Below are 26,630 nucleotides of genomic sequence, written 5' to 3'. Positions count from 1 at the left end.
AGTGTGGGCGTGGGCGTGCGATCCGGAGTGCGACCTGGAGCGGGAGCGGGAGCGGGAGTGCGAGCGGGAGCGAGAGAGCGAGTGCGAGTGCGAGTGCGAGTGCGAGCGAGATAGTGCGGAGTTGCTGTGTCCATAAGGCTAAGGATGCCCCGCCAAACGGCTAGTGTCAATAGCTAGTTCGCTCAGAGACCGGCAACCGCTTCCGTTGCGAAGGCCCATAGCGCTGGCCCGAAGACCGAGGCTGCCACAATCGCGAGCAGCGCGGCAAGCCCGAGGGACACGGTCTTCCCGCGCCGCGCGGGTGCTATTCCCAGCCAGGTCAGGCCGACGAACACCACCACCGTGCTCCAGCTCGGCCCGAGCCAGTTCTCCCGCGCGGCGACCACACCCACGACGAGCTCCACGATGATCGCGCTCAGTCCAAGAATGCGCGCGGCACCCTGGCGCGAAGCCAGTGCTAGTCCGAAAGACACAATCACGAGCGCGCTGGCGACAACGGACGGGTTGGCGAACGGGCCCAGCGTTCCGGGGTAGCTGACGTTCGGCGCCCAGGTAGTCGGAAAGTAGAGAGCGGACATCGCGGCAACGACACCGAGCGGAATCAGGCTCCACCGGCTGCCGGTTACCGCAGAACGCAGCGTCTGCTGGATGCCGCCCACCACCAGGCTCACGCGGTCGCCGGCCGTTGGGCGATCGCGCCGCTCGTCCTCGGCCTGGTCGAGCAAGGCGCCGACCATTGCGGCCCCGTTCTGGGCGCGCCACCGCGCGGGGTACCAGCGAAGGAGTCGTTCGTATTCGGCGCGGAGGGCTGCGGCGGAGTCTGCGGCGGAGTCCGCGGCGGAGTCTGCGGCAGCAGCAGTACTCCCGGCTGTTCCGCTCGAGTCGCCAGCGCCCGGTGTCATCGCGCAGCCTTCCTCTTATATAGAGCGGAGCGGGTATATAGAGCGGAGCGAGCGGAGCGGGTATATATAGCGGAGCGAGCGGAGCGGGCGGATGTCTCGGAGCCAGTAAAAGCGGAGCCCGTCGACGAGAGCGCCGAGACGAGAGACAGCGGCCGCAGCTTCAGGCGTGCCGTCGCTTCTCGAGCGTTCGCCTCGAGACGAGTGATCTCGTCCGCGAGCCTTTGCGCGCCGGCATCCGTCAGCCTGAAATACCGCCGCAGGCGTCCATCGATCACCTCATCGCCGTCGGATGCGACGAGGCCCTGCGTGCCGAGCCGGTCGAGCGCGGCGTAGAGCGTCGCGACCTTGAGGTTGACGCGTCCGTCGGAAAGTTCGCGCGTCTCCTGGATGAGGGCGTACCCGTGCCTGCGCCCGGACGCTAACGCGGTGAGTACCCAGAATGTGGGTTCCCGTAACTCGGTGGCTGCCATGCACAGGACCATACTCTTGTTGCTGGAATATCACTAGTGGTGGAATAAACCTGCACACTCGATGGCTATGGCTATGGCTACGGCTACGGCTACGGCTACGGCTACGGCTACGGTCACGGTCACGGTCCCAGGGCCCGTCGACCGGCCACTTGTCTACCTCGGACGCGGGTCGACCGGCCACTTGTCGATTCTCGGGTTCGCCGACCGGGCAGCCCCGTCGCGTTTTTTCCGAGAATGGGTCGATTGTTGTCCGCTGGGCGAGCCAAAACAGGGGCGGTAGTCGACAGCTGCCCGCTGGGTCAACGGATCCGCCTGTCGATCAGGTTGCCCGCGACCTGGTCCGCGCCCGCAACCCAGTCCGCCCGTGCCGTGACTACTAAACGCACGCACGAATCGGTTCCTAAACCGTGAGCCCAAATACACGCTGTGCACCATAGCGAACAGATTTCACTTGTGGTGAGTTTTAAACCTCAAGGTTGTGCAAGGTTCTCCCACGCAAGCGAACCAGTCTCAGCTTTAACTCAAGGACGCCTCAGTTCCCCCAATTCGGGGGGTTTGTACCGATACGTTGGGGACCAAGCCAAACGCAACATCACCGGCACCGAACAGCGGTCGCCCTCGAAAGGAAAACACCATGAACAAGCTCACCTCCGGCGCCATTGTTGGAACCCTCGGAATCGCGCTGCTTCTTGGTGGAGCAGGAACGTTCGCCATGTGGAACTCCACCACGACCGCCGACGCTGGCACGGTTGCCTCCGGCACGCTGACCATCGCCAAGAGCAGCACCGCGAGCTGGAAGAACGTCTCGACCGACGCACCGGCCGGCGGAGTCGCCATCCCGTCCATCTCCGCATACAAGATCGTCCCCGGTGACACCGTCCAGATGACGCAGGTCTTCACCGTCGCCGCGACCGGTAACAACCTGGTCGCCACCCTCAGCTACGACGACCTCACCATCGGCACCACCGGAACCGACGCCGCAGCCACCGCCGCGAACGTCGCCCTTAAGTCGGCCTCCACCATCTCGATGGTCGCCTCCGGAACCGGCGTCACCGCCGGCGCCGCAGCCAACACCTTCACAGTTGCCCCCAACGCCTCCGGTGTCAGCACCGTCACCGTCACCCTGACCGTCGCGCTCCCCACCACCGTCAGCGGCCTCACAGCCCAGAACGGCACACTGAACCTCAGCGCAGTCTCCTTCAACCTCGTGCAGAACACCCGCCCGTAGTTTGATCCGGGGCGTCGCCTTCGGGCGGCGCCCCATCGCGGGTTAACGCGGCCAGCAACTAGCACCCAGCAGCACCTAGCACCCAGCCACACCTAGCACCCGCACCCTGCACCACCAGCCGCACCTAGCACCCAGCACCACCAGAACCCGAACCACCAGAACCCGAACCACCAGAACCCGAACCACCAGCACCCGATACACCAGCACCCCGCGCAGAAAGGAGCAGACCGTGAATTCACCGGCCCGCCACCTCGCGCTTGCTACACCCACCACCAGCCGCAAACCCCGCAACACCGCCCGCGCCCTGCTCGGTTCCGCTCTCCTCCTCGTGATGGTGTCTGCCCTGGCCCTCACGGGTGTCGGCAGCACCTACGCAATGTGGAACAAGAACACTGCCGTCAACGCGTCGACCGTGACCAGCGCCTCCACCGGCCTCACCATCAACGGCTCGACCACCTACACGATTCCCGCGCTCGGCCTGGCAAACCTCGCCCCCGGCCAGTCGATCATGGTGCCGCTGACGCTCGCCAACACCGGAACCACCAAGCTCAGCACCGCCGTCACGGGCGTCACGATTCTCACCAACAGCAAGGGGCTCAGCAACGAGCTCACCCTGCGCGCGACGCAGTCGGCCACCTGCAATGCTTCGACCACCGCCGGCACCCGCCTGGCCAACTTCACCACGGTGTCTGCGCCGGTCACCATGGCGGTCGGCGCGAGTGCCCCGCTGTGCCTTGAATTGAAGATGGATGTCGACGCGCCCATGTCCGTGTCCGGCGGCAGCACCACGTTCACGCTGAACCTCACCGCAACCCAGGTGCGTGGCGCATGAGAAAATCCATCATTGCGTTCGGCATAGTGCTGTTCCTCGTCCTCGCCGGAACCGGCACCGCCGCCGCACTCTGGAGCAGCCAGGGCACCACCACCGCAACCGTCTCCGCCGCCACGATGGGCATCAGCCAGACCGGCTTCTCCGCGCTGGCCGTCGACTACAACGCGACGACCACGTCGAAGGTCGCCCCGATCACGGTGACCAACACTGGCACCGTTGCCAGCACCTACACCCTGCTGTTGCACGCATCCTCGAGCAGCGGGATTGCTACGAATGTGCTGCTGCAGCCCGCGCCGGCCGTGACTACTGTCGCGGCGTGCACGTCCGCGGCGACTTTCGCCGGGTCGTACAACTGGACAACGCTGCCGGAGTTCTCCGGGACGCTGGCGGCCGGGGCATCCCTCGTATTCTGCTTTAAATCGTCGATGACTACTTCGCAGATCACGGCGACCGGCGGCCAGTCAATGGTGGGAACGATCACGTTGACTTCCACGTCTACCACCGTCGGCGATACCTGGAGCGCCGCCGCTCCCGAAGCAACCGTCACCCAAACCGCGGCAGACATCGCGGCGCCGTCTCGGCCGGGCACGCCCACGTTCTCGAACACGTCTGGATACTCGACCACCGTCTCCTGGGGAGCGAGCTCCGACAACGTCGGCGTTGCCTCCTACGCCCTGTACCGTGATAACCAGCTCGTGAAGTCGGGAGTTACCAGTCCTTACCTCGACGCTGCGCTCACCCGCAACACGCCGTACTCGTACACGATTCGAGCGGTGGATGCCGCGGGCAACACCTCCTGGTCCTCCGCAGCCTCGGTGCGCACACTCAACATCGATTCGACGATCTGGCTGTCGGTGAAATCGGCGAGCGTGCAGTCGAAGTGCGTCGACGTCTTGAACGCCAGCACCGCCAGCGGCACCCCGATTCACTTCTTCGACTGCAACTTCTCCGCCAACCAGGCCTGGAACTTCCAGCAGCTGGGCGACGGAAGCTACCGGGTCTACCCGGCGCACGCCATGGGAACCAGCTGGGCGCTCCCGCAGAACGGCGGCGGGTACGCGCAGGTCGTGACGTGGGACAACGCGGCCACCAGCAAGTGGACCGCGCGACCCGTCGGCACGAGCGGCACCCAGTTCCAGTTTGTGAACGTCAGCACCGGAACCTGCCTCACCGGCGTCGCCGAACAAAACGGACGCCTCTACTCGGGGGCGTGTGCCAGCCCGAGCGTGCCCTCGCAGGTCTTCACCCTCACCCCGGCGCGATAGCCATGGGCAGGCACGGGGGAAGTCACGCGAAGGAGCGCGCCGCCAAGCCAGCAAAAGCGTTCGCGAAAGCGCCGGCCGGAGCACCGGCTAGAAAGCAGCCCAAGCCGCCCGCCAAGAAAACCGTCTGGCAGCTGATCCGCACCGGCCTCAGCATGGGACTCTTCGGAATCGTGCTCGCGCTCATGATCGTTGCCGTCATCATCCCGAAGGTGACCGGCGCGACCCCGCTGACCGTGCTCACCAGCTCGATGGAGCCGGGCCTGCCTCCGGGAACCCTTCTTATCGTCGAACCGGTCGATACCAACACGATCCAGATCGGTGACGTCGTCACCTACCAGATTGAGTCTGGCCAGCCAGCGGTGGTGACGCACCGGGTGACGGCGGTCGCATCATCCACCACTGGCGAACGCACCTTTACTTTCAAGGGCGATAACAACGATGCCGAGGACCCGCCGGTCATCGCCGAGCAGATCCAGGGACGGCTCTGGTACTCGATTCCGGTGGTCGGCTACGCGAGCACGATCATCAACGGGCCGTACCGGGCCGTGATTATCCCCGTCGTGGCGGGCGCAATGCTGCTCTACGCGGCGGTCTCCATCACGATCGGTCTCGTCGCTGCGAGCAAGAAGCGCCGCGCCAATACGAGGCGGGCGGACGCGAGCCTGGCCGCCGTAATCAGCGATGCCCCCGGCGCTCGCGATACCCCCGGTGCTCGCGACAGCTCCGGAGCACCCGATTCCGCCGTGGCCAGCGAGCCCGCCTAACTACTTCTTCGCCGAGCCGTCTAACTGGTTGTTCGGCTGGCTGTTCGGCTGGCCGTCCGCTGCCGCCAGCCACAGCCGCTTCTGCAGAGCAGCCGCGAGCTCCCGCAGCATCGTCGTGTCGAAGGAGGCGGCGTCGCGCGGCTCCGTGTCGACCACGCAGAGCATGCCGACGGGATGCCCCGTGGCCGACACAATGGGATGCCCCGCGTAAAACCGCACTCCGCGAAGATGCCGGAAGCGAGCATCCCGCATGACATCCGCAACGATCGTCGTCTCGCTGTTGTGCATCGCGATCGTGCAGATCGAGTCGCTCCGTGGCACCGACGACGGTTTGATCCCCGACCCGACCTTGTGGTGCAGCAGGTCGGCGTCGACCAGGGTGAACGCGGCAAAGCTCGTCTTGTAGACAGCCTTCGCCGCGGCCACCAAACGCTGCACCTCCGTGGCCGCAGCTCCCTCGAGGGGAGGCAGGGAGTCCACGGCCGACTGGCGCGCAGCTTCCGCGCGCCCGCGCGGAACTCCATCAACGCGCCGGAGTGCTACCTCCGCGGGTTCGGTGGATCCCGCGGGCCGAAGATGCGGCAGCAGGCTCGCCGCGATCGCGGCTCCGAAGATCCGGTAGTTTTCGGCCGCGCGCAGCTCGTCCCGCTGCGAGGCAGGCAGCGTGGACGGCAGCTCGACATAGCTGACGCCAAGCCGGTTCTCGCACAGTTCGCGGGTAATGGCGTTGAGCTTGGCCGCGTGCTCGGCTGCCACCCACAGGATCGCGGAATCGAAAAGGTCGACAGAACGAAGGTGCGGGATGCCGGTGATCACCACGCTCGCCCCCTCCACCGCCTGCGCCGCAACCGAGTCCACGAGCTCAGCCATTGAGCTGCGCCACGAAGCGGGGGAGCGCAGGTGCACCGCGTCGGTTGCACCGCTGACCACCACGATCGCGTGGTACCGCGCTTGCGCGGAGCTCGCGACAACGCGGGCGATGGCGGCATGGTCGTCGGCGACGGTCACATCAATGTCGCTGCCGCGCCCGGTGAGCGTCGTCAATTCGCGGGCCACCTGACCGGGAAGGCCCAGCGTGTGCGAACGCACTCCCCACCCGCGGGCGAGGCCATGGCCGACGATAAGGATCCAGTCGGAGTTCTCACCATGCGCCTCGACGTGTGTGCCGTCCGTCGGACGGGGCAGTTCGTTCCGCCGAGTTTGCGCTCTTTTGCGCCACAGAGCCATGACTGGCTGAAGTGCCACCGCGCTCATACGAACCACTTGGGCGCCTCCGGGACTGTTTGGTTAAGTCCACAGTAGGGTATAGGGAACAGGGTGTTCCCGGAACTGGCTCAGGAGCCAGTCAGAGCGGACTCAGTCGAACGGATTCACCACGTGAATCAACCCATGTTTCGGGCAGTTGTAGGCGATGCGCATCGCGTTGTTCTCCACGAACGGAGCGGGCACCAGCATGGCGCCGCACTCACAGTCGAGTTGAATCTCGGGCTTGATCACTGTGGTGCTGGCGTCAAGAGCGTCAAGAGCGTTAAATTCGTTGCGGGATGTCATCGCGCAAGCATCCCGCACACCCACCATCCCGCGCTGAAGTTATCCACAGCTGGTGCCAGCACGGGAGGTTTATGCACCGCTTGAGCCAGCACGGTCTGTTTCAGGCGCTGCTGGTTCGGAGTTGGTCTGCGCGGTTGGCGTTAGCCGGCCATCGCAAGTCCGACGAGCAAAAGGGTTACGCCGGCGAGCACGAGCAACCCCGCCACGGCCCACCAAGGAGTGAGGTTGGGCTTGCGAGGGGGCCTCGAGCGGGACCGTTTCCGTGACGACATGGCGGCAGACTACAGGTGTCGTATGACTCATAAATTTCCGGAAGATGAAGACTTTCTCTGAGTCGAGTTTCGCTCCACTCAGTGACCATTCGTGCGGGCCGCGTAAACTCGCCGGGTGAGCAAAAACATCGACGTTGCCCTCATCGGCGGCGGAATCATGAGCGCAACCCTCGGCACCCTGCTCAAGCAGCTGGAGCCCGACTGGGACATCCAGATCTACGAGAAGCTCGGTGCGGTCGCGCTCGAAAGCTCGAACCCGTGGAACAACGCCGGCACCGGCCACGCCGCTCTCTGCGAGCTCAACTACACGCCGCAGCGCGCAGACGGCTCCATCGACATCACGAGTGCAGTCAAGGTGAACGAGCAGTTCCAGGTTTCCCGCCAGTTCTGGGCGCACCTCGTCGAGACCGGAGCGCTGCCCGATCCGAAGGCGTTCATCAGCTCGACACCGCACATGAGCTTCGTGTGGGGCGCCGACAACGTGAAGTACCTCCGCGCACGATTCGACGCACTCAAGGATCATCCGTTGTTCGCCGGTATGGAGTACAGCGAGGACGCTTCTGTCATCCGGGGGTGGGCGCCCTTGCTCATTCCCGGGCGCAAGAAGAGCGAGCCGATTGCCGCGACGCACATCAAGTCGGGCACCGACGTCGACTTCGGCGCCCTCACGCGCATGATGATGAAGTACCTCACTGAGAACGGTGCCACCCTCAACCTTGAGAAGCGGGTCACCGGGCTGGACAAGCAGAAAGACGGCTCCTGGCGGATCAAGTTCCGCGACGAAGTTGGAGTGACGCCGCACACGGTCAACGCCAACTTCGTGTTCGTCGGCGCTGGCGGCAACGCGCTCAACCTGCTGCAGAAGGCGGGCATCCCTGAGATCCGCGGTTTCGGTGGCTTCCCCATCAGTGGCGAGTTCCTCCGCACCGACAACCCCGAGATCGTGGCACGTCACAACGCCAAGGTATACGGCAAGGCCTCAGTCGGCTCTCCGCCCATGTCGGTGCCCCATCTCGACACCCGCGTCGTCGACGGAACGGCCAGCCTGATGTTCGGACCCTACGCGGGGTTCAGCCCCAAGTTCCTGAAGCAGGGATCCTGGCTCGACCTGATCAAGTCAGTTCGCCCGCACAACCTGATCCCGATGATCCAGGCCGGCGGCCGTAACCTCAGCCTCGTGTCGTACTTAGTCGGGCAGCTCGCAGCGAGCAAGAAGACCAAGTTTGAAGCACTTGAGGAGTTCTACCCGGGAGCCGACCCTGCGGACTGGTACCAAATAACTGCAGGCCAGCGCGTCCAGGTAATCAAGAAGGACGCGGAGAAGGGCGGAGTGCTGCAATTCGGTACCGAAGTCGTTGCGGCGGCCGACGGCAGCATCGCTGGACTCCTCGGCGCATCGCCCGGGGCGTCGACCGCAGTGCCAATCATGCTCGGGCTCACGAAAGCGTGCTTCGCGGACCGGTATGAGGAATGGACGCCGCAAATTGCGAGGATGTTTCCCTTGGTTGGAGACCAGCTCAGTTCGCCGGCTGGGCATGTGGAAGGCGTGGTAGCTCGCACAGCAAGCACCCTCGGACTCGGAGCGGCGGACTCGACAACAAATACACCGGCTGATGATGCTTGAGTAGATGATTCCCCCTCGCTGCGAGCCGGGCCTCGTCCGAATCGCTCCGGCTACAAGGAGCCGTATTAGATCCTGCGATTCGCGCGCCTCAGCTTCGTGCGGTCAAGGCATCAGTAAGGTAAGGCTGTTCGCGTCGAAATCGAGGATCAGATTCAATCCTTCTCGTCGCTCCCGGGGAGGCAGCATCAATGCACGCTCGTGGCCTGCTACCGTGGTCTCGGCAAGGGATTGCCAGACAGTGGTGGGGGCCAGCAGTCTCGCGAGATTGATCGTCTTCGCCTCGTGCCACTGTTTCAACATAAAGGGGTGACCTGTGGAGCTACGCGACTATGTCCGTATCTTGCGTAAGCGTTGGTTGGCAATCGTCGCTGCTGTGCTGCTCGGGGTGGCAGTGGCCGCTGCGGCGACGCTCGTCTCGACTCCGCGATATGAAGCGAACACGCTCGTCTACGTGCAGGTTCAATCGAGTGGTTCGATCGGCGACTTGGCACAAGGTAGTTCGTTTGTGCAAAGCCAGGTTGCATCTTTCGCAGAAGTAGTCAGCACTCCACGAGTCCTCGACGCAGCCATCAAAACATTAAACCTCAGTGAATCAGCCGATGCACTTGCCGCGGACGTGATCGCGTCGGCTCCTCTTGAGACTGTCAATATTCGCATTACTGTGACGCGTGACTCACCCGGCGAAGCCGCTCAGATAGCTAACGCGGTAACCGCGAGTTTCAGGCAGGTTGTAGGAGAGATTACTGAGTCTTCCGGCGCCAATCCCACCTCTCAGGTCTCGGTGAGCGTGCTGCGAGATGCTTCAGAGCCGACGGCACCGATCTCCCCCGACACCAGGCTGAACTTGATTCTCGGCATGCTTGTCGGGCTTGCCCTCGGGTTGACGTTCGCGATTCTCCGCGAGGTACTCGATACGCGCATCCGGGGCGAGCGCGATGTAGCTGCAATCACGTCTGCTCCGATCGTGGGGGGTATCGGATTTGACCCGCGCGCGGTGCAAAAGCCACTCATTGTGCAGGAGGATCCACATAGTGTGAGGGCCGAGGCCTTCCGAACTCTCCGAACGAACCTTCAATTCCTCGACGTTGAGTCGGGCGCGCGCAGCTTTGTGATCACATCGTCTATACCTAGCGAAGGAAAGACGACGACCGCCGCAAACCTGGCAATTGCATTGGCTGATTCCGGGGCACAAGTTGTTCTAATTGACGGGGATCTCCGGCGACCAAAAATCGCGTCTTACATGGGACTAGAGGGAGCGGTAGGCCTGACGGACGTGTTGATCTCGCGTGTGGAGCTAGCGGACGCGCTACAGGCGTGGGGCAGAGGGAATCTCGTCGTGCTTCCGGCCGGCGCGATACCGCCAAACCCAAGCGAACTACTCGGTTCGAAAGCCATGTCTTCAATCATTAGGACGCTCGAGTCTGAATTCGATGTCGTGATCATTGACCTTCCACCCTTGCTTCCGGTGACGGACGCCGCGCTGGTGAGCAAGCTCACAAGCGGCGCGCTTGTAGTCGTGGCTGCGGGGCGTACCCATAAGGGTGAATTCGCGGGTGCAATAGCTGCGCTCGAGAACGTCGGGGCAAGCGTCGCGGGCGTCATTATGACGATGATGCCCACGAAAGGTCCTGATGCCTATGGTTACGGTGGCTACGGCTACGGCTACGGCTACTCGTCCCAGACGCCGGAAAGCTCGACAGTGGTCCCTGATGGGCCGGAGCAGCCGCGAAAACGGCTTTCGCCTGAGTGGGGAAACGCTGAGATGCCGGGAGCTGACGTAAAGCCTGTTTGACGTTCAAAAGCAAGATCGGGTATGTCGTTCCCAAAGGGGTTGGGCTCGACAGATCGCCGCGATGTTAGGGGAAGCGTGGATCGATTGGCTGGAGTCAGTGGAGGTCGCAGCGTAAATGTTCCTATTTCTGCTGTGCTAGACGCATCGGTCACGTTGGCCAAAGTGAAGGCTCGCCGATGGGGCTGGCGGTTATTGGCTCAACGTCGCCCGGTGCCGGAATCGCAGAGAGCGCGGGCGGTTGCCTCGTTGACCAACGGCAAGCGGAATCGCCACTTAGTTGTGTTCAGGTCTGACCTGCTCGTCAGCAGTGCCTTCTTTCTTCAGAACCACTCTTTCTCCCTCCCACATACGTGTACTCCGTTCTCGTCGAAAGGGCTCTGACCGATGGTTAAAGAAAAGCTACAAATTACCGTGCTCGTTCAGACAAAAAATGAAGAAGTCGGAATTGGAGCCTGCCTTTCGCAGCTCACAGACTTTGACGAAGTCATTGTCGTCGACTCGAACAGCACGGACCGAACCAGGGAAATCGCGGTCGAGCACGGCGCAAAAGTCTTCCTATTTACCTGGAACGGCGCCTATCCGAAGAAGAAACAGTGGCAATTGGAAAACCTTGCTACGGAGCACGATTGGGTCCTGTTCATGGACGCTGATGAGAGCCCCACTCCTGAACTCATCTCAGAGCTTCGGAGCGCGGTCCATGAAATGGAATCTGGCGTCGTCGATGGTTACGACATTCCGTTGGACTATGTGTTCGCAGGACGGGACCTCAAATACGGGCACCGGGTTGTAAAGCGCGCTTTGCTGAATAAGCGCAGAGCTGCCTTCCCCACCATGAATGATCTTGCGGCTCCCGGCATGGGCGAGCTCGAGGGGCACTACCAACCGGTTGTGACGGGTGAGACGCGGAGGCTGAAAGGCGCGATTCGCCACGACGACAAGGATCCCGTTCGGACGTGGTTTACCCGCCACAATGGATACTCCGACTGGGAGGCGTACTTGCGAACACATGCAAGCGTCCGCGCGGATGTAGCTGTTCGGCGGTCGCGGCAGGGGAGGCTATTCGATTCGGTGCCATTCAAACCGCTCGTATTCTTTGCGTACGCATTCATCCTCCGAGCCGGATTCCGCGATGGTCGTGCCGGACTCGACTACGCCCTCGCGCTGGCCTTCTATTATTGGCAGATTGAGCTAAAGGTTCGCGAAGCCACCAGCCAAAGTGACGGTGGAAGCCAGTGAACTCCGGTCCGCGACTGATCGCCGGGGCAAGTCGATGAGGGTCCTCCACGTGTCGCCATCTTTTGCGCGTCGTGAGGGTGGTCCATCGGAAGTATTGCGTGGGCTGCTGCCCGCGCTGTCGAAACGAGATGTGTCGTGGCAGGTCGCGACTACCGACAAGGGCGCGCTTGAGTCTGATGAAGACTTCGCGTCGTTGTCGGATGTTCGTGTGTTCAGTTCTCGGATTCTGCCTTCTTGGACGTTCTCCGCGGGCATGGTAATTCCGCTTCGTGAGATGATTTCCCACGCTGACATCGTCCACATTCACAGCATCCACACCTTCCCCACCACGGTCACAATGCTCCTGTGCCGCATCATGCGCGTGCCGTACGTGCTAGAGCCGCACGGCGCGCTTGACCGGTATCACCTCGGCCAGCGCGGCTGGAAAAAGAGAATCTACACGCGCACGATCGATAGATTCGGGCTCAAGCGTCTCGCTGCGGTCGTCTATAGCAGCGATCGGGAAGAGAGTGACGGCCGTAGCTTCCTTCCTGGTGTGGTCTCGACTCGGATGACGCTTGGCGTGGCACCCAACTTATTGTCGCTGGAAGCGGCAGATCGAGATCAATCGATGGTTCTTTTTCTAGGTCGCGTGACTGAGAAGAAGAGGGTAGATCTACTGATTCGAGCGATGAGTCACGCGGCCATGCCTGAGCATGCCGAGTTAGTTATCGCAGGGCCGGTGGACACCCGCCTCCAATACGACCCTCAAGCACTCGCTGTTGAGCTCGGTGTTGGTCATCGTGTGCGTTTCCTCGGACAAGTCGATAGTGCGGCGAGGGCATCGCTGTTGAGTCGCGCCTCCGTCTTTGTTCTGGCGAGCGAAGACGAGAGCTTTGGGATGGCCGTGGCTGAAGCCCTTGCAGTTGGATGCGCAGTCGCGTGCAGCAAGCATGTTGGGATTGCCCATGAGGCAGAGCGCGCGGGAGGCGCGGTGATCATCGACCTCGACCCCGATGACATTGCGCGGAAGGTCGCGCGTTTGCTTGACGACGATCACTACCGGAACAAGATTTCTCAAGCGGGTCAGAGCCTTGCTCGTAGACGATTTACGTGGGACGAAGCGAGCACAGATGCCGTCTCGCTGTACCAATCGGTTCTGGCCGATTCATGGCCAAAACGTCAAGGGGGAACTCCAAGATGACTCATCTCTTGATCACGCAACCCTACCTGCCGGCCTATCGAATACCGCTTTTCGAAGCTATACGAGCCGAACTTGCGCTAGAGGACGTGACGATGACAGTGGCGGTTGGTTCCGCCAGTGGTGCGCAGGCGCTTCGGGCAGATGAGGCTGATGCTAGTTGGAGCGTGCGGTACTCCTCATCCATATACAGGGTCCTCGGTAGGAACATCGATTGGCGACGAATGCCGCACGGACTTCCGCGACCCGATGTTATTGTTTCCGAACTACAAGCGATCAATCAGTTCGCCTGGCAGTCGTCTTTTCGATCGACTCCGCTTGTTTTGTGGGGGCATGGGAAGGCCTACGTCGATCCCGCAAGTGGACTGGGCGATCGCCTTGAGTGGGCCCTAGCCCGACGCGCTACTCATTTGATGACGTACACGGAGGGTGGAAGGAGATACCTAATCGACAAGGGACGATTTGACGGCGCAAAGGTTACAGCGATCGGCAACAGCACGGATACTGAACCGATCCGCACTGGCTTCCTCGCCGCGGTCCGCGATCAGCGACCCCACAGGAGTCCGAGCGACGAGCCGCGAGCACTCTATGTCGGCGGACTGGACCCGAGCAAAAAGATTCATTTCTTGATCGAGGCTGCGCGGGAAGCGGCACGAATTAGCCCGAACTTCAAGCTCATTGTAGTCGGCAAGGGCATTCTGTCCGCCGACGTGGACGAAGCGATCGCACAGGGAGTGCCGATCGATCGTATCTTGGAAGCGCGCGGTGAGGGGCTGGGTCAACTCGGCTCAATTGCCGACGTCATGTGGATGCCGGGGCGAGTCGGCCTGGCGGCCGTGGACGCCGTCGCGATGGGTTTGCCGGTTCACACAACGCCCTTCCCGTTTCATGCGCCGGAAATCGAGCTCCTCACCGATGATGAAGTCGCTTTCCTCCCCGAAAATAGTCGGGAGTTCGCAGCTAGATCGATTGCGTTGATGGCAGCCCTCCCGTCGCCCGAGGATCGGAAATTGCGTCAAGATGTGCCAACTGTGACCTCAGTCGCGAAAGCCTTTTCGGGTGTAGTTCGGTCCGCATTGACGGAGCGTGGATAGTTGCGAACAAGTGGAATGTCCGGTTTACGTGCGGAGGTCGAGCGTGCCTCTATGGCCGGAAAACTGCATGTGAGATCTGGCACAGAAAAGATCGCTCGTACTGGAATCTTGTGTGTTCGGAAGCTCGGTGCTTCGAAAAGTTCGCCGAGACGGAGAACAATTTGGCATCTTGGACCGCTAAACCGTTCCAACAATCGTTGGTCGGCCTCTCGCCTCCTGAGGACCTGTCGTGGATAATCGGACTCCTTTCGGCAACACGCGCGACGATCGTGCGCTTCCGAGGCACAATATTGCCGTCCAGGAGAGCGCCCGGTCGTCGTATGGCCGACGAAATGCGGGAGCGATGTCGACGCGCAACCTCGGCTCAAGTTTTGTGTTAGCCGCGGCCCTTACGTCCTCCTGGACCGGCGTTCGCTACGCCGAGGTGGGATTAAGCGACGTGCTTCTAGCGCTGGCTCTTTTGGTATTTCTGGTTCAGTCCGGGCTTGGATTTCGCCGCCTGCGAATACCTCTCTGGTATTTTGCGCCGCCGCTAATCGCGCTAGTGGTACTCGGCGTGGGTACGATCTTTCTAGGTAGCGACGGGGCGGCGGACGGCCTGACATTCGTGCTTCGACTATTCTTATCCATGACGGTTGTCGCCACCCTCGTGTCCAGCGAAGGGGATACGTTTGGCGCCAATCAAACCGTGCGTGTGCTCCGGTTTTGGGCATTTGGGGTCGCGCTCGCGGGTCTGGCCGCGATTACTGACCTAGTTGGCCTCACAGATTTTTCCGTTGTGATCTCGCGCTCTACGGGCGAGCGAGCGACAGGTCTCGCTTTTCATCCAAACTCCCTGGCTTTTTCATTGACTCTGGCCATTCCCGTCCTCGGGTATCTCGTGAGTCGGTCACACACTAAGTTGGGCGCACTTCTGTGGCTGGGCGTGGTCGTCGTTTGCGCAGTATCCCTGTACTTAGCGGATTCGCGGGCGGGTTTGGTTGTCGGCTATTGCGCTTTGATCGCTACTGGGCTCATCCTCATCAATTCCACTCGGTCGCGATGGGCGTTGGCGCCCGTGGGATTACTGTCGATACCCGCGTATATTCTTTTCGTAGCGCCCTTCCTTTCTACTACTCGTCTAAGTGGCGACGCGGGAACCGCACAGAGTAACGCGGGTCGCACCGAATTCGCTAATGAGGCGTTTCGCTCGTTCGCCGCGAACCCCCTCGTTGGCAGCGGGTTCGGGGGCGGCGCCGGCGTCGCGGTGCCGTTGGTTTTAGCTTCTTCGGGTGGCATCGCACTTATCCTCGCTTATTACGTTTTCATCGCGAGGGTAGCCAAGACCATTGCAAGCGGCGAGCGGGGGCCGGCACGGAGTCTCTTCTTGCTCTCGGCGCTGAGCGTTCTCGTGTTCGGTTTCTTGAACAACGGAGTGAGCGAGCGCTTTATATTTTGGCCGATTCTCATCGCGGCTTCCCTCTTGGCTGACAGAGGGTTCTCGGAGGCGGACGTCAGCCGCCGGGCAAGTCCTTGATCCGCTTGGCTGGAACTCCTGCGTAAAGACCGTTCTGGGCCGTTGACCTGGTTACAACTGCCCCTGCCGCAATGACACAACCGTCGCCGATCGTGACGCCTGGCAAGACTACGACGCTGCTTCCCAACCAGACTCCTCGACCGATACTGATGGGCGAGGAAATACCCGCCCCGGCGCGTTGGTCCGGTCCTCCGAGAGAGTGCGTAGACGTGACCAGCCGCACATGGTCGCCAATACGGGTGCCGTCGCCCACTGAAATCGATTCCGCAGCGTCGAAGTAGCAGAAGCTGTTCACAAAGACGTTCTCACCGATCCTTATTGCGCCGTCGCGAGAGATCGAAACGCCCTCCATGAAGAGGGCGCGGGGCCCGATTGTTGCACCGGCCCGTCTGAGCAGCGCAGCTCGGTAACGGTGAGGAGTGAGTCTCGCTGCAGCGACAGCGATGATGATATCTCTGGCGAATTTTCGTTTCAAGTTGATGCCTGCTCTCGGAAAGACGTTAGTTCAGGACGAAGAATGCGCGACGCTACGATCTCAGAACGATTCGTCAATGGTGTCGAGCAGAGTTGTCGAGTCTCCAGTCCGAACTTTGCGAACGAAGTACTTTTTCGACTCTGATATCCGCTCGAGGTCGGATATCTCAAACCATTTCGCGAGCGTGGGATCAATTAGGTGCAAGTTGGCCGCTCTGTAGGTTCCTCTGCCTTCATAAGGCATGATGCCTGTCGCGTTGCTAGCGAACGGCGAGTTTCCTACAATCGAATGAAAGTATTGCTCATCACTAGCGAAGACTCGACGGTAATAACCATCGAGTTCCTTGCCAAAGGGCGAATCAACTACATCCATCACCCAGCTGGCACATTCGCGGGTAATGGCCCAGTAGGCACTCCCGTGGAAAGGCGTGAAGTGGCGAAGGCGTGGATGTCGCAGTGGTCGCGCAGCAGTCTCGATCACCTTTCGCGTAAATCGTTCGAGACGTCGAAGCGGTTCATATCGTGCTGTCAAATTCGCAGGCAGGATCCCGTCACGGAAGTACCTCCGGTCGATCAGGGTGGGGAGATGGCCCGCGTTCTCCATCGAGACGTAGCGGATGTAGTTAAGCTCCGGGTCCTGAGCAAAGAGCGCGCTGAGCTCGGCCATGGGTTTTATCGGGTAACAGGATCCCGAGATGAGAACCAGCCGTTCGTATTCGATGCCCTTGTCAAGACTCGCACGAAGAAGGAGCTTGGTCGCTTCGACCATGGAAAAGCCGGCCCAGTAGACCGGAACACGGTTTTCCACAAACGTCGCATCGATTCCGTCCCAGGACGAATCCATATTCGTCTTGGCATCCACGTGTACGAAAACGTCGTGGGGTTGCAGCGCATGAACCAACCGGCGCAGGTGCACAGGATCTGTATGGGCGAGTATCAAGAAGGCGATCACTGCGGTCTCTCTGTTTGGGTCCTGAGGATTGTGTTCGCGGTGGGCTCGTGTACGGGACTCGACTAAAGCTTCAGCCGCTTTCTATATATAATTTCGGCGGGAACAATGAACACGATCGGGTAGAGCACGACCGACGTGAGGAAACCAGAGACGATACTCGCGTCCACCCCGCCGAACACAAACCCGATCGAGAATCCGGTTAGCGATCCGACGACCAAAACTACTCTTCCCAGCGTCGCAACAACTTGCTCATTGAGCAGCCTCAGGATTATCGAATGGATGCCTGACCATCCTGAAACGAGTGCGACAGAGCCAACAAGAAATATGGCCAACGTGAACGTGTCTGCACTGACCGCGGAGAACTCCGCGAACGGGAGTGAGGCAATCACTGCAGCGCATAAGAGATAGGCAGCAGATGTTGCCCCCAGGCTCGCGCTCAAGCGCCGTCCAGCTTTGATCAATGCGGTGTCCGTCGAATGGCTATCGCGAGTTGCTCCGTCAGCTAACAGATGCATTACGCTCGCAGACGCGACGAGGTTCAGAGGGCCAAATAGGGTCTGCGCAAGTCGGACGCCGGCTATCAGCGTCGACGGGCCCAGTGCGCCTAGTACGAAGAGCGGGAGAGTCGAGTTGACCTGCCCGACAAGGAAATCCACAACTTGTAGACGGGCGGCCTTGGCGTACGACTTGTACGGCGTCCAGAGCCTGATTGGGGCGAATCCCCAGAGGAGGCAGATAAGCGACACCGCCGATGAAGATGACAAATAGACCTGAAAGGCGATGGCGTCCTGCGTCAACGACCAGAACGGGATGGCCGCAACGACCAGTGCAAGCCGTATGGCGTCTGCGAACGCGACTCGCCACCTCTGGTCGGCCGCAATACGTCGGAATCGCGCCCAGTCGGCAAGGAGTGGGAAGCCTGAACTGATTGCAAGCAGACCAATCTCAGACGCGTTATGCACTCCAAGTGGAATCGACGACGCTCCGATGAGCGCAACTCCAAGCATTGTGCTCACCATCGCGTAGCGAAATGGGACGAGTGCCAACGATTCCCGTCGCTGGTAAAGCAACGCTGGTTGAAGAAGTGCCGCTCGGTTTAGCCCGAGTGCAACGCCCGCTACCAAGGTGAGCAACGCGAACAGAGTGAGTCCCGAACTTTGCATACTCGCGGCGGCGATAATCATACTCAGCGCCCCGGCTGCTGACGTGAACGCCTGAGACAGCGTTAGAGGAGAGCCCGCTGCTGATCTAGCGAATTTCAGAAGTTTCCGAGACACACGCTTCATTTACGACTGCCCGATGGGTTCATGCGATCACGGTCAAGTGACCAATATGTGTAGGCAAGCATCCGATTAACTAGTCCACTCGTCCTGAGAAGCGTTGTAGCCATGACTCCTGGAACTGTCGATGCTGTCGCCCCCATAATGCACCTGCTGTTATCCGTTGAGTATAGGTACGGTTGGCGATCGCGCTTCGCAATTGTCGCCGGAGCCAGCTCATGAGTATCGAAATCTCTCAACGGAGCGCCTCGAGTCAAATCAACTTCGGCGGAAGACATATTCAAGAAAGGTCAAAACGCGTCGCGACAAAGTGAGCGTCCTCGCCCGCAACTACTGTGTTCGCGTCAACGTCTCCTTTCACCACGGACATTGGCATGACGAGTGCGGACTGGCCAATCGACGCGCCGCCCAGCACTATGCACCGCGCCGTTATCCAAACGCCAGGAGAAATGTGGATTGGCCGGGTCACGAGAGCCATGTCGCGTCGGTGAGCATGGCTTCCGGTCGTTAGGAAGGTCTCTTGCGATATTACGACGTCATTTCCGATGAAAACGTGATCTTGGTTGTGAAACCAGACCCCCTCGCCAATCCAACTGCGATCGCCGATGTGTAGCTTCCAAGGGAACTTGACCCGCGTGCGAGGGCGGAAGATAACTCCCTCACCGATCTCCGCGCCGAACAACCGGAGAATGCGAACGCGGAGTGATGAGCTGATCTGCCAAGGGTTGTGGATGAAGAGCAGCTCAAAGATTGCCCACAGATAGATCGCTCGCTTCGGGCGATCCCACGCCTGATGCTCGCCGGGCGCATCCTGGAGATTGATGATCGGAATCCGGGCGTCCCTAACAAAATTGAACTGGTTGTCCTGTGCCATGAATTCCCCCGAATGCATCGAATAGCAACAAACGCTATTGTCGCAGACGGGGGTAACAAAAAATGGCACAAACCGATCCACGCGTAACTATCGTTGGGCTGAATTACGCACCAGAACCGACGGGTATCGCGCCCTATACTGCAGGACTCGCTGTTGGGTTGGCCGCGCGTGGATGGTCTGTGAAGGCAGTCACGGCGTTTCCGCATTACCCGGCGTGGAAGATCTCCGAAGGCTACGAGGGGCGCACGATCCGCGAAACCGTCGAGGGAGTCGATCTCACGCGGTTGCGACCGTACATGCCGCCAAATCCATCCGGTGTCCGGCGGATGGCTCTCGAGGTCTGGTTCGGGATTCGATCGATGTTCGCCGCGTGGGGGATGCCGGACGTGGTGATCCTCGTAAGCCCAGCATTATTTGCTGTCGCCTTCGCGCTCTTTAAAGCACGTCTGTCCCGACGGAGGCCTGCTGTGATCGTGTGGGTTCAGGATCTCTACAGCCTCGGAGTTACAGAAACGGGCGCGCTGGGTGGCGCAGGCGCGCGGGTCATGACGGGCATTGAATCCAGGGTGCTTCGAGGCGCAGACGCAGTTGTGGCTATCCATGACAGGTTCAAGCGATACATGGTTTCAAAGCTTGATGTCCAAGAGGACCGGGTTGAGGTCGTGCGGAATTGGACTCATCTGAAGCCATTCGTGATCGATCGCGCCGCCTATCGCAAAAAGTTCAAGTGGGGTGACGAGATCGTTGTACTCCATGCAGGAAATATGGGAGCGAAACAAGCTCTTGAGAACGTCGTCGAGGCAGCGAGGCTCGCGGACAACTCGGAATCGGCGGTGAAATTCGTCCTCTTGGGTAATGGCAATCGACGTGAAGCGCTGATGCGCCATGCCCAGGGGGTCGTGCGGCTAGAGTTCATGGACTCACTAGGGGATGAGGATTTTCAGGGAGCTATGGCCGCGGCGGACATCTTGCTCGTGAACGAGAAGCCTGGAGTTACGGAGATGGCTGTGCCCAGCAAACTGACGTCATATTTCGCGGCGTCTCGTCCCGTAATCGTGGCGACGGATGCCGGGTCGATCACGGCGGAAGAAATAGAGCGAGCTGAAGCAGGGGTCCGAGTCAACGCCGGCGACCCGCAGGCGCTCCTTGACGCGTCGCTGAGTTTGGGGCGAGATGCAGGGTCGGCCGACACGTTCGGTGCCAACGGTGCACGGTTCCAACGACAAGTACTGTCCTCGGACGCCGCGGTTTCTCACTATGCTGAGATCATTAACAGCCTGGCAGGGAAGCGCGGCCTCTAGGCCTGCGCCCCGTCCGTCTATTCGGGGGAATATATGACAAAGCGCGCTTTTATAACTGGAATCACTGGCCAGGATGGCTCCTACCTCGCGGAGCTGCTGCTCGGTAAGGGCTACGAGGTCCACGGCCTCATCCGTCGAGCCTCGACTTTCAACACTGCCCGCATCGATCACCTGTACGTCGATGCCCACGATCCTGACGCGAAGATGTTCCTGCACTATGGCGACCTCAGCGACGGCGCTCGTCTTGTGAGCCTCCTAAGCGAGATCAATCCCGACGAGGTCTACAACCTTGGAGCGCAGTCGCACGTCAGGGTGTCGTTTGATGAGCCCGAGCACACCGGAGACACCACTGGTGTAGGTACCATGCGGATGCTTGAGGCGGTTCGGATGTCGGGCATCAACACGCGCTTTTACCAGGCATCGTCATCGGAGATGTTCGGCGCCACGCCGCCTCCGCAGAACGAGGACACGCCTTTCTACCCGCGTTCTCCGTACGGCGCGGCCAAGGTCTACAGCTACTGGGTGACCAAGAATTATCGCGAGGCATACGACATGTTCGCGGTCAACGGCATCTTGTTCAACCACGAGTCGCCTCGTCGCGGTGAGACCTTTGTCACCCGCAAAATCACTCGCGCCGTCGCAGCTATCAAGGCCGGGCAGCAGGACCACGTCTACCTCGGCAACCTCGACTCGATTCGCGACTGGGGATACGCAGCCGAGTATGTCGAGGGAATGTGGCGCATGTTGCAGGTCGACGAGCCCGACGACTTCGTCCTGGCAACTGGCGGCAATTTCACCGTGCGCGACTTCGTGCAGGTTTCTTTCGATCGCGCCGGCCTCGACTGGGAGAAGCACGTTAAATTCGACGAGCGCTACCTTCGTCCGACGGAGGTTGACGCGTTGGTTGGCGACGCGTCGAAAGCAGCGGACAAGCTGGGATGGGTTCCGGTCGTCGACACCGCGGAACTTGCGCGAATTATGGTGGACGCCGACATCGAGGCGCTTGCGAACTCAGGAACACCGTGGATCGACAAAGTGAATCTGGCGAGCTGGACGTCCGACTCGTCACTCGCAGGATCCCTCTCCTAGCCCGTCGTCCATCGCAGAGGAATAGATCGACATCGTGACCGATCAGACAAGCTTCACTCCAGGACCACTCGACCGCGATGCGACATTCTACGTCGCGGGACATCGGGGACTAGTTGGGTCCGCGATCTGGCGCAAGCTGGAATCCGAGGGTTTTACCAACCTCATTGGTGCTACACATTCGGAGGTCGACCTCAAGGACCGTCCGGCCGTCTTCGACTACGTCACCGGGCATAAGCCGAAGTACCTCGTGCTCGCGGCTGCGAAGGTCGGTGGAATCCTCGCAAACAATACGTATCCTGTCGACTTCCTGACCGACAACCTGCAGATGCAGGTGAACGTTTTGGATGCTGCACTCGAGGCGGGGGTAGAGCGGGTGCTGTTCCTCGGTTCGTCGTGTATCTATCCGGCGCTAGCCCCGCAACCGATCAAAGAGGAATACCTACTCACAGGTCACCTCGAGTCAACGAATGACGCCTACGCGATCGCAAAGATCGCGGGGATTCTGCACATTCAGTCCGTGCGCCGTCAGTACGGGCTGCCCTGGATCTCGGCCATGCCGACAAACCTCTATGGCCCCGGCGACAACTTCTCTCCCAAAGGCTCCCACGTGCTGCCGGCAATCATCCGTCGCTACGAGGAAGCCAAAATCAGCGGAGCGGATTCGGTCACGAACTGGGGCACCGGTTCGCCGCGACGTGAGTTTCTGCACGTAGACGACATGGCGGCCGCGTCGCTCCACCTCATGGAGAACTATGATGGCGCCGCTCAGGTCAACGTTGGTACGGGCAGTGACGTAACGATCAAGGAGATCGCAGAGACGGTCGCTGACGTCGTTGGGTACACCGGCGAGACCTTATGGGATACGACTAAGCCCGACGGAACCCCGCAGAAGCTCCTCGATGTGAGCAAACTTGCCGATGCTGGGTGGACGTCTCAGATCGACCTGAAGGATGGCATCACCTCTACAGTCGATTGGTATCGCGCTCACGTTGACACGCTTCGTGAGTAGATGACTCGCGGCGCACTGGACGTGCGCCGGGGTCATGTACCGGTTCCGTAGCTTCGCGCGCCGAAGTCGAGCTGTGTGCGAGTCGTGATTTTGAAAACAAGGGGATTATCAATTGAAGCTTTCAGTTATCGGTTGCGGCTACTTGGGCGCAGTCCACGCGGCGAGCATGGTGGAGCTCGGCCATGAGGTGGTCGGCATCGATGTCGACCCCGCGAAAATTGCCTTGCTGAGCGAGGGCAAGGCTCCCTTCTTCGAACCCGGCCTTCCGGAGATCCTTACGAAGGCGATTGCGAGCGGGCGTCTTCGCTTCTCGACTGACATCGCGGACGCCAGCGGTGCGTCGGTTCACTTCATCGGCGTCGGTACTCCGCAACGCAAGGGGGAATACGCCGCAGACTTGACGTACGTGGACGCAGCTATCGACGCGCTCATCCCGCATCTCTCAGACGGCGATCTCGTAGTTGGTAAGTCAACGGTTCCGGTGGGAACCGCAGAGCGGTTAGCCGCAAGGGTAGAGGCACAATCGGGAGCGACGCTTGCGTGGAATCCTGAGTTTCTCCGCGAAGGATTCGCGGTCAAGGACACGATTGAGCCCGACCGATTGGTCTACGGCGTACCCGGCGGCGATGCTGGTGTTCGCGCAAAAGAGACGCTGAACGCGGTTTATGCTGCAGCGATCGCCCGAGACACCCCGCTCGTGGTCACCGATTACGCGACCGCGGAGCTCGTCAAAGTCTCGGCCAACGCCTTCCTTGCTACGAAGATCTCCTTCATCAACGCCATGGCTGAAATCGCCGACGCCTCGGGAGCAGACGTCACCCAGCTCGCTGACGCGATCGGCTTCGACGCTCGCATCGGCCGTCGCTTTCTGAACGCCGGAGTCGGCTTCGGTGGGGGTTGCCTCCCGAAGGACATACGGGCCTTCTCCGCCCGAGCAGAAGAGCTCGGCCGCGGGGATTCCGTTACTTTTTTGAAGGAGGTCGACGCCATCAATCTCCGCCAGCGCGATCGTCTGGTGCAGATGGTGGTCGACGCGCTCGGCGGCAACGTGTTCCTGAAGAAGGTGGCCGTACTCGGGCTAGCTTTCAAACCGATGTCGGATGACGTGCGTGACTCGCCGGCGCTGGATGTCGCGGTTCGGCTCCACGGCCTCGGCGCGAACGTCATCGCAACGGACCCAGAAGCCATCGCGAATTCGCGCCGCCTGCATCCGCAGCTGACGTTCACCGAAGACGTGAATGAAGCCCTGACCGAGGCTGATGTCGTGGTGGTTGTCACCGAATGGAAAGAGTTCCGTGCTTTGGATCCGGCCGAGGTTCTGGCAGCGACTTCCGGCAGCGTCATCATCGACGGTCGCAACTGTCTCGACCCCGTAGCGTGGCGCGCCGCTGGTTGGACATATCAGGGGATGGGCCGCCCGTAAGACGGCATTCAAAATCAACTCCGCTACGGTAGGTAGTTGTTGTTACCTACCGAGCGGAGAAATTGGCGTCATGAGTTCCATCTTGGTCACTGGCGGTGCCGGCTTCATAGGGTCAAACTTCGTTCACTACGTTCTGGAGAACACCGAGCACAACGTGACTGTGCTCGACAGCCTGACCTATGCGGGTAACAAGGCCTCACTAGAGGGACTTTCCGAGGATCGATTGAACCTTGTTGAGGGCGATATACGGGATGCCGCGCTTGTCGACTCGCTGTTTGCGTCGCACGACCAGGTGGTCCACTACGCAGCTGAGTCACACAACGACAACTCGCTACATGACCCGCGTCCGTTCCTCGAGACCAACATCATCGGCACGTACACACTCCTCGAAGCTGCTCGGCGTCACGACACTCGGTTCCACCACATCTCGACGGACGAGGTCTACGGGGATCTCGAGCTGGACGATCCTCAGCGGTTCACCGAGGAAACCCCGTACAACCCCTCCAGCCCGTACTCGTCCACAAAGGCGGGCTCTGACCTCCTCGTCCGGGCTTGGGTGCGCTCGTTTGGTGTGAAGGCGACGATCAGCAACTGCTCCAACAACTACGGCCCCTACCAGCACGTCGAAAAGTTCATCCCGCGCCAGATCACCAACGTGCTGACCGGCGTGCGACCGAAGCTCTACGGCTCAGGCGAGAACGTTCGCGACTGGATCCACGCGAACGATCACTCGTCCGCCGTCCTGGCGATCCTCGACAAGGGAGCCATAGGGGAGACGTACTTGATCGGAGCCGATGGTGAAAAGAACAACAAAGACGTCGTTGAAATGATCCTTGCCCAGCTCGGTCAGCCGACTGACGCCTACGACCACGTCGTAGATCGTCCCGGACACGACATGCGCTACGCGATCGACTCGACCAAACTCAGAACGGAACTGGGCTGGATGCCCCAGTTCTCCGACTTCGAAGGCGGCTTGTCGGCGACCATCGAGTGGTACCGCGACAATGAATCGTGGTGGGGCCCGCAGAAAGCCGCCACCGAAGCCCGTTACGCGACGCAGGGACAGTAACCATGGTGCAGGTCGGCAAGACACTCGAAGCGACTTCGACGCCCATCCCCGGGCTGCTCGTCATCGAACTGCCCGTTCACGGTGACAACCGCGGGTGGTTCAAGGAGAACTGGCAGCGGGAGAAAATGCTCGCGCTTGGGTTGCCCGACTTCGGGCCGGTGCAGAACAACATCTCGTTCAACACAGAGGTCGGAACTACTCGCGGAATTCACGCCGAACCTTGGGACAAGTATGTCTCGGTAGCGACCGGCAAGATCTTCGGCGCGTGGGTCGACCTGCGCGAAGGGCCGTCGTTTGGCGCTGTATTCACGGCCGAATTGGACGCATCGAAGGCTATATTCGTTCCTCGCGGAGTCGGTAACTCTTTCCAGACTCTCGAACCTGACACGGCGTACAGCTATCTGGTCAATGACCACTGGAGCGCCGATGCGCAGACCCGATACACCTTCCTCAACCTGGCCGACGAGACCGCCGCAATCGCGTGGCCAATATCTCTGGTAGATGCCGCTCTCTCGGACAAGGACCGTGCTCACCCCCGTCTCGCTGACGTAACGCCCATGCCGGCCAAGAAGACGCTCATCCTCGGCGCTAACGGCCAAGTCGGTCGCGCGCTGGTCTCGATCTTGCCAAACGCACGCGCGGTCGACCGCAGCGAGTTCGACATAACTGACGCGGCTGCATACGAGACCTTTGACTGGGGCTCGTACGACACAATCATCAACGCCGCCGCGTATACCGCAGTGGATGTCGCGGAAACTCCCGACGGTCGCCGAGCATGTTGGGAAATCAACGTCACGGCGACGGCGCTACTTGCCCGCGTCGCCACCGCCAATCGAATGACGCTCGTGCACATCTCGTCCGACTATGTGTTCGATGGCACGACGGAAGTGCACACAGAAGAAGAACAGCTATCGCCTTTGGGTGTGTATGGGCAGAGCAAGGCGGCGGCGGACGCGATCGTGTCTACAGTGCCTGACCACTACATTGTCCGAACTAGTTGGGTCATCGGTGACGGCAACAACTTTGTTCGCACGATGGCTTCGCTTGCTGCGCGCGATGTCAGCCCAACGGTCGTGAACGACCAGTACGGTCGCCTTTCTTTTGCCGACGACATTGCGGCTGGAATCGTTCACCTGCTTGCTGCACGCCCCGAATCAGGCGTCTACAATCTCTCGAATGATGGGCCTTCCCATAGCTGGGCAGAAATCGCGCAGCAGATCTTTGAGCTCGTTGGTAAGGATCCGTCGCAGGTGGCTGGAGTGTCGACGACTGAGTACTTCTCGGAGCGAAGTGCTGCGCCCCGACCGACGCACAGTGTCTTGAATCTGACAAAGCTAGAGGTGGTTGGGTTCAGACCACGAGAGGCTCGCGAGGCGTTGCGAAATTATTTGAGGAGTTCGACTCCCTAGTCAGGGGTTTTCCGCTTAGGGTGC

At 60.6% G+C, this 26,630-nt stretch carries 24 protein-coding genes; 16 read left to right on the top strand and 8 right to left on the bottom strand.

What is annotated here, in order from left to right:
• Nucleotides 1–182: 182 nt before the first annotated feature.
• Together B0I08_RS16945 and B0I08_RS16940 are read right to left on the bottom strand one after the other, a co-directional pair.
• Nucleotides 183–902, bottom strand: coding sequence for a hypothetical protein (locus B0I08_RS16945; RefSeq protein WP_106215025.1), 720 nt, complete (start codon nucleotides 900–902; stop codon nucleotides 183–185).
• Nucleotides 899–1,372 (bottom strand): PadR family transcriptional regulator, encoded by a 474-nt coding sequence (locus tag B0I08_RS16940; RefSeq protein ID WP_106215073.1) that lies wholly within the window; start codon nucleotides 1,370–1,372, stop codon nucleotides 899–901. The genes B0I08_RS16945 and B0I08_RS16940 overlap by 4 nt, the downstream gene beginning before the upstream one ends.
• 634 nt (nucleotides 1,373–2,006) lie before the next feature.
• Here B0I08_RS16940 and B0I08_RS16935 point away from each other — a divergent pair.
• The 4 genes from B0I08_RS16935 (at nucleotide 2,007) to B0I08_RS16915 (ending at nucleotide 5,461) form a co-directional block, all read left to right on the top strand.
• Nucleotides 2,007–2,600 carry an alternate-type signal peptide domain-containing protein gene (locus B0I08_RS16935; protein ID WP_106215023.1) on the top strand — a complete coding sequence of 198 codons (594 nt, stop codon included), beginning with the start codon at nucleotides 2,007–2,009 and terminating at the stop codon, nucleotides 2,598–2,600.
• A 229-nt stretch (nucleotides 2,601–2,829) separates the two neighbouring features.
• Nucleotides 2,830–3,432 carry a hypothetical protein gene (locus B0I08_RS16925; RefSeq protein ID WP_106215021.1) on the top strand — a complete coding sequence of 201 codons (603 nt, stop codon included), beginning with the start codon at nucleotides 2,830–2,832 and terminating at the stop codon, nucleotides 3,430–3,432.
• Nucleotides 3,429–4,697, top strand: a complete 1,269-nt coding sequence (locus B0I08_RS16920; RefSeq protein ID WP_106215019.1) for a ricin-type beta-trefoil lectin domain protein — start codon at nucleotides 3,429–3,431, stop codon at nucleotides 4,695–4,697. The genes B0I08_RS16925 and B0I08_RS16920 overlap by 4 nt, the downstream gene beginning before the upstream one ends.
• Nucleotides 4,698–4,699: 2 nt before the next feature.
• The gene (locus B0I08_RS16915) at nucleotides 4,700–5,461 is read left to right on the top strand and encodes a signal peptidase I (protein ID WP_106215017.1); all 762 of its coding nucleotides are present in this window, start codon (nucleotides 4,700–4,702) and stop codon (nucleotides 5,459–5,461) included.
• Here B0I08_RS16915 and B0I08_RS16910 read toward each other — a convergent pair whose 3' ends face one another.
• Together B0I08_RS16910 and B0I08_RS16905 are read right to left on the bottom strand one after the other, a co-directional pair.
• Nucleotides 5,462–6,706 (bottom strand): hypothetical protein, encoded by a 1,245-nt coding sequence (locus B0I08_RS16910; RefSeq protein WP_181243473.1) that lies wholly within the window; start codon nucleotides 6,704–6,706, stop codon nucleotides 5,462–5,464.
• Nucleotides 6,707–6,817: 111 nt separating this feature from the next.
• A complete protein-coding gene (locus tag B0I08_RS16905; RefSeq protein WP_146134466.1) occupies nucleotides 6,818–7,012 on the bottom strand; it encodes a hypothetical protein in 195 nt (64 codons plus the stop codon).
• Between the two features lie 429 nt (nucleotides 7,013–7,441).
• On the opposite strand from B0I08_RS16905, the gene mqo reads away from it, so the two are divergent.
• From mqo to B0I08_RS16870, 6 genes are all read left to right on the top strand, one after another.
• On the top strand, nucleotides 7,442–8,908 hold the full coding sequence (mqo, locus tag B0I08_RS16900) for a malate dehydrogenase (quinone) (protein ID WP_245884876.1): 1,467 nt from the start codon (nucleotides 7,442–7,444) through the stop codon (nucleotides 8,906–8,908).
• Nucleotides 8,909–9,221: 313 nt separating this feature from the next.
• Nucleotides 9,222–10,700, top strand: coding sequence for a tyrosine-protein kinase domain-containing protein (locus B0I08_RS16890; RefSeq protein WP_106215007.1), 1,479 nt, complete (start codon nucleotides 9,222–9,224; stop codon nucleotides 10,698–10,700).
• A gap of 384 nt (nucleotides 10,701–11,084) precedes the next feature.
• Complete coding sequence (locus tag B0I08_RS16885; protein ID WP_106215005.1) at nucleotides 11,085–11,936, top strand: glycosyltransferase family 2 protein; 852 nt, start codon at nucleotides 11,085–11,087, stop codon at nucleotides 11,934–11,936.
• Nucleotides 11,937–11,985: 49 nt separating this feature from the next.
• Entirely contained in the window at nucleotides 11,986–13,119 is a 1,134-nt protein-coding gene (locus B0I08_RS16880) for a glycosyltransferase (RefSeq protein WP_181243472.1), read from the top strand.
• A 410-nt stretch (nucleotides 13,120–13,529) separates the two neighbouring features.
• Nucleotides 13,530–14,210, top strand: coding sequence for a glycosyltransferase (locus B0I08_RS18345; protein WP_219905704.1), 681 nt, complete (start codon nucleotides 13,530–13,532; stop codon nucleotides 14,208–14,210).
• 343 nt (nucleotides 14,211–14,553) lie between these two features.
• Complete coding sequence (locus B0I08_RS16870) at nucleotides 14,554–15,726, top strand: O-antigen ligase family protein (RefSeq protein ID WP_106214999.1); 1,173 nt, start codon at nucleotides 14,554–14,556, stop codon at nucleotides 15,724–15,726.
• Here B0I08_RS16870 and B0I08_RS18340 read toward each other — a convergent pair.
• The 4 genes from B0I08_RS18340 to B0I08_RS16850 all read right to left on the bottom strand — a co-directional run bounded on the left by B0I08_RS18340 (nucleotide 15,704) and on the right by B0I08_RS16850 (nucleotide 19,306).
• The gene (locus tag B0I08_RS18340) at nucleotides 15,704–16,078 is read right to left on the bottom strand and encodes an acyltransferase (RefSeq protein ID WP_425433017.1); all 375 of its coding nucleotides are present in this window, start codon (nucleotides 16,076–16,078) and stop codon (nucleotides 15,704–15,706) included. The two genes, B0I08_RS16870 and B0I08_RS18340, sit on opposite strands and share 23 nt — an antisense overlap.
• A 183-nt stretch (nucleotides 16,079–16,261) precedes the next feature.
• Nucleotides 16,262–17,152 (bottom strand): beta-1,6-N-acetylglucosaminyltransferase, encoded by an 891-nt coding sequence (locus B0I08_RS16860; protein WP_106214996.1) that lies wholly within the window; start codon nucleotides 17,150–17,152, stop codon nucleotides 16,262–16,264.
• A 62-nt stretch (nucleotides 17,153–17,214) separates the two neighbouring features.
• Nucleotides 17,215–18,336: a hypothetical protein gene (locus B0I08_RS16855; RefSeq protein WP_106214994.1), complete on the bottom strand. Its 1,122-nt coding sequence runs from the start codon at nucleotides 18,334–18,336 to the stop codon at nucleotides 17,215–17,217.
• A 376-nt stretch (nucleotides 18,337–18,712) separates the two neighbouring features.
• The gene (locus tag B0I08_RS16850) at nucleotides 18,713–19,306 is read right to left on the bottom strand and encodes an LbetaH domain-containing protein (protein ID WP_106215071.1); all 594 of its coding nucleotides are present in this window, start codon (nucleotides 19,304–19,306) and stop codon (nucleotides 18,713–18,715) included.
• Nucleotides 19,307–19,368: 62 nt separating this feature from the next.
• On the opposite strand from B0I08_RS16850, the gene B0I08_RS16845 reads away from it, so the two are divergent.
• From B0I08_RS16845 to B0I08_RS16820, 6 genes are all read left to right on the top strand, one after another.
• Nucleotides 19,369–20,607 (top strand): glycosyltransferase, encoded by a 1,239-nt coding sequence (locus B0I08_RS16845; RefSeq protein ID WP_106214992.1) that lies wholly within the window; start codon nucleotides 19,369–19,371, stop codon nucleotides 20,605–20,607.
• Between the two features lie 33 nt (nucleotides 20,608–20,640).
• Nucleotides 20,641–21,696, top strand: coding sequence for a GDP-mannose 4,6-dehydratase (gene gmd, locus B0I08_RS16840; protein ID WP_106214991.1), 1,056 nt, complete (start codon nucleotides 20,641–20,643; stop codon nucleotides 21,694–21,696).
• A 34-nt stretch (nucleotides 21,697–21,730) separates the two neighbouring features.
• Complete coding sequence (locus B0I08_RS16835) at nucleotides 21,731–22,705, top strand: GDP-L-fucose synthase family protein (RefSeq protein ID WP_106214989.1); 975 nt, start codon at nucleotides 21,731–21,733, stop codon at nucleotides 22,703–22,705.
• Nucleotides 22,706–22,817: 112 nt separating this feature from the next.
• Complete coding sequence (locus B0I08_RS16830) at nucleotides 22,818–24,128, top strand: UDP-glucose dehydrogenase family protein (RefSeq protein WP_106214987.1); 1,311 nt, start codon at nucleotides 22,818–22,820, stop codon at nucleotides 24,126–24,128.
• A gap of 70 nt (nucleotides 24,129–24,198) precedes the next feature.
• Entirely contained in the window at nucleotides 24,199–25,197 is a 999-nt protein-coding gene (gene rfbB, locus B0I08_RS16825) for a dTDP-glucose 4,6-dehydratase (RefSeq protein WP_106214985.1), read from the top strand.
• A 2-nt stretch (nucleotides 25,198–25,199) separates the two neighbouring features.
• The gene (locus B0I08_RS16820) at nucleotides 25,200–26,606 is read left to right on the top strand and encodes a sugar nucleotide-binding protein (protein ID WP_106214983.1); all 1,407 of its coding nucleotides are present in this window, start codon (nucleotides 25,200–25,202) and stop codon (nucleotides 26,604–26,606) included.
• The last annotated feature ends 24 nt before the right edge of the window (nucleotides 26,607–26,630 follow it).

It is taken from the genome of Glaciihabitans tibetensis (genome assembly GCF_003003265.1).
In the GTDB taxonomy this organism is placed as follows: Bacteria; Actinomycetota; Actinomycetes; order Actinomycetales; family Microbacteriaceae; genus Glaciihabitans; species Glaciihabitans tibetensis.
The sequence above is the reverse complement of the archived record's forward strand: the minus strand, read 5'-3'. Positions and strand labels throughout refer to the sequence as shown.

Excerpts from the sequence above, each read along its gene's own strand:
- B0I08_RS16945 (WP_106215025.1), bottom strand. The coding sequence starts at position 902 with ATGACACCGGGCGCTGGCGACTCGAGCGGAACAGCCGGGAGTACTGCT.
- B0I08_RS16940 (WP_106215073.1), bottom strand. The coding sequence starts at position 1,372 with ATGGCAGCCACCGAGTTACGGGAACCCACATTCTGGGTACTCACCGCG.
- B0I08_RS16935 (WP_106215023.1), top strand. The coding sequence starts at position 2,007 with ATGAACAAGCTCACCTCCGGCGCCATTGTTGGAACCCTCGGAATCGCG.
- B0I08_RS16920 (WP_106215019.1), top strand. The coding sequence starts at position 3,429 with ATGAGAAAATCCATCATTGCGTTCGGCATAGTGCTGTTCCTCGTCCTC.
- B0I08_RS16915 (WP_106215017.1), top strand. The coding sequence starts at position 4,700 with ATGGGCAGGCACGGGGGAAGTCACGCGAAGGAGCGCGCCGCCAAGCCA.
- B0I08_RS16905 (WP_146134466.1), bottom strand. The coding sequence starts at position 7,012 with ATGACATCCCGCAACGAATTTAACGCTCTTGACGCTCTTGACGCCAGC.
- mqo (WP_245884876.1), top strand. The coding sequence starts at position 7,442 with ATGAGCGCAACCCTCGGCACCCTGCTCAAGCAGCTGGAGCCCGACTGG.
- B0I08_RS16885 (WP_106215005.1), top strand. The coding sequence starts at position 11,085 with ATGGTTAAAGAAAAGCTACAAATTACCGTGCTCGTTCAGACAAAAAAT.
- B0I08_RS18345 (WP_219905704.1), top strand. The coding sequence starts at position 13,530 with ATGACGTACACGGAGGGTGGAAGGAGATACCTAATCGACAAGGGACGA.
- B0I08_RS16870 (WP_106214999.1), top strand. The coding sequence starts at position 14,554 with ATGTCGACGCGCAACCTCGGCTCAAGTTTTGTGTTAGCCGCGGCCCTT.
- B0I08_RS18340 (WP_425433017.1), bottom strand. The coding sequence starts at position 16,078 with ATGGAGGGCGTTTCGATCTCTCGCGACGGCGCAATAAGGATCGGTGAG.
- B0I08_RS16855 (WP_106214994.1), bottom strand. The coding sequence starts at position 18,336 with ATGATTATCGCCGCCGCGAGTATGCAAAGTTCGGGACTCACTCTGTTC.
- B0I08_RS16850 (WP_106215071.1), bottom strand. The coding sequence starts at position 19,306 with ATGGCACAGGACAACCAGTTCAATTTTGTTAGGGACGCCCGGATTCCG.
- B0I08_RS16845 (WP_106214992.1), top strand. The coding sequence starts at position 19,369 with ATGGCACAAACCGATCCACGCGTAACTATCGTTGGGCTGAATTACGCA.
- gmd (WP_106214991.1), top strand. The coding sequence starts at position 20,641 with ATGACAAAGCGCGCTTTTATAACTGGAATCACTGGCCAGGATGGCTCC.
- rfbB (WP_106214985.1), top strand. The coding sequence starts at position 24,199 with ATGAGTTCCATCTTGGTCACTGGCGGTGCCGGCTTCATAGGGTCAAAC.
- B0I08_RS16820 (WP_106214983.1), top strand. The coding sequence starts at position 25,200 with ATGGTGCAGGTCGGCAAGACACTCGAAGCGACTTCGACGCCCATCCCC.